Here is a 3,042-nt window from a genome sequence, read left to right as displayed (position 1 = left end):
AACAAGCCCTTTGAACTGACGTTCAACGCCGCATTCGGCAGGGTTATCCGCGCCTGCGCCGCACCGCGCCACGAAGGCGGGGGAACCTGGATACTGCCCGAAATGACCGAAGCCTATGAGCGCTTGCACCGCATGGGCTATGCTCACAGTGTGGAGGCATGGCACGAGGGGCATCTGGTGGGCGGGCTGTATGGCGTGGGGCTTGGGCGGGCGTTCTTTGGCGAGTCGATGTTTCACGTTATGCCCGAAGCTTCGCGCGCGGCTCTGGCGGGCCTTGTGGCCCTGCTGCGCCAGCGAGGCGTCATTTTGCTGGATTGCCAGCAGGAAACCCCGCACATCATGAAGATGGGCGGGGTTCTGTTGCCGCGTGAGCTTTTTGTGCAAAAACTGGATCAGGCGCTTGCGCCGGAACGCCTTGCCGGAATTTCAGGCGTTGGCGAACCTGTTTCGCCCGCCCGTACCAGCGGGGGATGTGTTGATGCCGGTCAGGCTGCTGCCTGCGATCTCGGTCAGGGCGCTGCCTGTGACGCCATCTGGCAGCCCTGGCGGGAGCGCTATGACTATTCCTTGTCCAGCGGTTCGTGGGCGCTCAGATCATAGTATCCGTGAGCCGCGAAGGGCAGGTTGTAGTCGCGCACGGCGTCAAAGCGAATAAAGCCGGCGGTCTTGCTTTCGGGAATGTCCGCCAGCGGGGCAACACCCAGAGGAACAGGGATGTCCATCGGGCAGACAGTAATTTTTTCAATGTGTTCGGCGTAGCGTTCTTCAAGATACGCCAGCAGGGCGCGGCTTTCTTCTGTGGTAAACGCTTCAAGAACACAGCGCAGGGCGGCTTCTTCCGTAGCGCCTTGAAGCACTTCCGCCGGAATGGACGGGTCGGCGGGGGCTACCAGGCCGAGACCGCGTATGGCTTCCAGTTCGTCGTCTCCGGCGCCGGGCCTGAAAATCTGCACGTCAACGTGGCGGCGGCCCTTGAAGGTCTTGAGAGTTGCGGCCACAATGTAGATTCTGTCCAGCGGCAGGTCGAACTGCGTGGGTACAAGGATTGTTTCCATAGCACTTCCCGTTGTTAGTGTATTATTTCACACCTTCTTACCCCAAAACAGAGCATGATGGAAGACAAGTTAATCACCCCGTTCAGCCTGGAGACTTCCTATACGCCCACGGGCGATCAACCCGGAGCCATCGATGAGCTGACGGCCAATCTTCAGGCCGGCGTGCCTGCCCAGGTGCTCCTGGGCGTTACCGGCTCTGGCAAAACCTTCAGTATGGCCAATGTCATTGCCCGTTGCAACCGTCCGGCCCTGGTGCTCGCGCCCAACAAAACCCTGGCGGCCCAGTTGTACGGCGAGTTCCGCGAGCTTTTTCCTCACAATGCCGTTGAGTATTTTGTCAGCTATTACGACTATTACCAGCCGGAAGCCTATGTTCCCGCATCAGATACCTACATTGAAAAAGACTCTTCCATCAATGACAATATAGACAAGTTGCGCCATGCCGCCACGCATGCCCTGCTGACCAGGCGCGATGTGATCATTGTGGCCTCTGTTTCATGCATCTACGGCCTCGGTTCGCCGGAATATTACGCCAAGATGGTCGTTCCCGTTGAAGTGGGCCAGCATTTTTCCATGGACAGGCTTATCACCCGTCTGGTGGAAGTGCATTACGAGCGTAATGACTATGACTTTCATCGAGGCACGTTCCGCGTACGCGGCGATGCCCTTGAAATTATCCCGGCCTATCATCATGAGCGCGCCCTGCGGCTGGAATTTTTTGGCGACGACATTGATTCCATGCGCGAAATAGACCCTCTTACGGGTGAAGTTCTGGCCGACGTGAGCAAAACCGTCATCTACCCGGCCAGCCACTTCGTATCCGCGCAGGACAATCTCAAGCGCGCCGCCAGCGATATCCGTGATGAACTGGCCGAGCGCCTGACCCTTTTCAGGCAGCAGGGCAAGCTGGTGGAGGCCCAGCGCCTTGAGCAGCGCACGCAGCTCGATCTTGAAATGATTGAAGAGCTTGGCTACTGCAATGGCATTGAAAACTACACCCGCCACCTGGACGGGCGTGTGGCAGGCGAGCCGCCTTCCTGCCTGCTCAACTATTTTCCCAAGGATTTTCTTCTTTTCGTTGACGAGTCGCACATCACCATTCCCCAGGTGGGGGGCATGTACAAGGGCGACCGTTCGCGCAAGCAGACGCTGGTTGACTACGGCTTTCGCCTGCCTTCCGCTCTGGATAACCGCCCCCTGCAATTCAACGAGTTTACGGCGCTGCTCAATCAGGTGGTGTACGTGTCGGCCACGCCCGGCAAATACGAAATGGATCAGGCCCAGGGCATCGTGGCCGAGCAGATCATCCGTCCCACAGGCCTTGTGGACCCTCTGGTGGAAGTGCGCCCCACCAAGGGGCAGATGGAAGACCTGCTTGGCGAATGCCGGGGCTGCGTCAGCCGGGGCGAAAGGGTGCTTGTGACCACCCTGACCAAACGCATGGCCGAAGACCTTACGGAGTATTGCTGCAATATGGGAGTGCGGGCGCGCTACCTGCACTCGGATATTGATACCCTTGAGCGCATGCAGATTATCCGCGCCTTGCGCCTGGGCGAATTTGACGTGCTGGTGGGCATTAACCTGCTGCGCGAGGGGCTGGATATTCCCGAAGTCTCCCTGGTCTGTATCCTGGATGCGGACAAGGAAGGGTTTTTGCGTTCCACCGGCTCGCTTATCCAGACTTTTGGCCGTGCGGCCCGTAACGCCCAGGGACGGGTCATTCTGTATGCCGACAGGGTAACGGACTCAATGAAGGCCGCCATGAGCGAAACAGCCCGTCGCCGCGCCCGGCAGACAGCGTATAACGAAGAGCACGGCATAACGCCTGTGAGCACGAGAAAAAGCCTTGAATCTCCGCTGGATAGTTTGTATGTGGAAGATGGCGCCTCACGCGGGCGCGGCAAGGGGCGGGGCAAGAGCAAAGGGCAGGCTGCGGACGCAAGCCCGCTTACGGCCGAAGATACGGCCCTGCTGGCGGCAAAGCTTG

The 3,042-nt window shown here is 58.9% G+C and carries 3 protein-coding genes; 2 read left to right on the top strand and 1 reads right to left on the bottom strand.

Annotated elements, in window-relative coordinates; all coding sequences use genetic code 11:
• The coding region (locus tag V6C16_RS10410) for a leucyl/phenylalanyl-tRNA--protein transferase (protein WP_333543154.1) at positions 1-600 on the top strand (600 nt) is incomplete at its 5' end.
• Here V6C16_RS10410 and V6C16_RS10405 read toward each other — a convergent pair.
• On the bottom strand, positions 561-1,055 hold the full coding sequence (locus V6C16_RS10405; RefSeq protein ID WP_333534813.1) for a hypothetical protein: 495 nt from the start codon (positions 1,053-1,055) through the stop codon (positions 561-563). The genes V6C16_RS10410 and V6C16_RS10405 overlap by 40 nt on opposite strands.
• 57 nt (positions 1,056-1,112) lie before the next feature.
• On the opposite strand from V6C16_RS10405, the gene uvrB reads away from it, so the two are divergent.
• Positions 1,113-3,042, top strand: a 1,930-nt coding sequence (uvrB, locus tag V6C16_RS10400) for an excinuclease ABC subunit UvrB (protein ID WP_333543153.1), incomplete at its 3' end; no start/stop codon positions are given.

The organism is Desulfovibrio sp. 1188_IL3213 (assembly GCF_036763145.1).
Taxonomy (GTDB): domain Bacteria; phylum Desulfobacterota; class Desulfovibrionia; order Desulfovibrionales; family Desulfovibrionaceae; genus Desulfovibrio.
This window is presented reverse-complemented; position numbering and strand designations above follow the sequence as displayed.

Coding starts and splice junctions, on each gene's coding strand:
- V6C16_RS10405 (WP_333534813.1), bottom strand. CDS start 1,055: ATGGAAACAATCCTTGTACCCACGCAGTTCGACCTGCCGCTGGACAGA.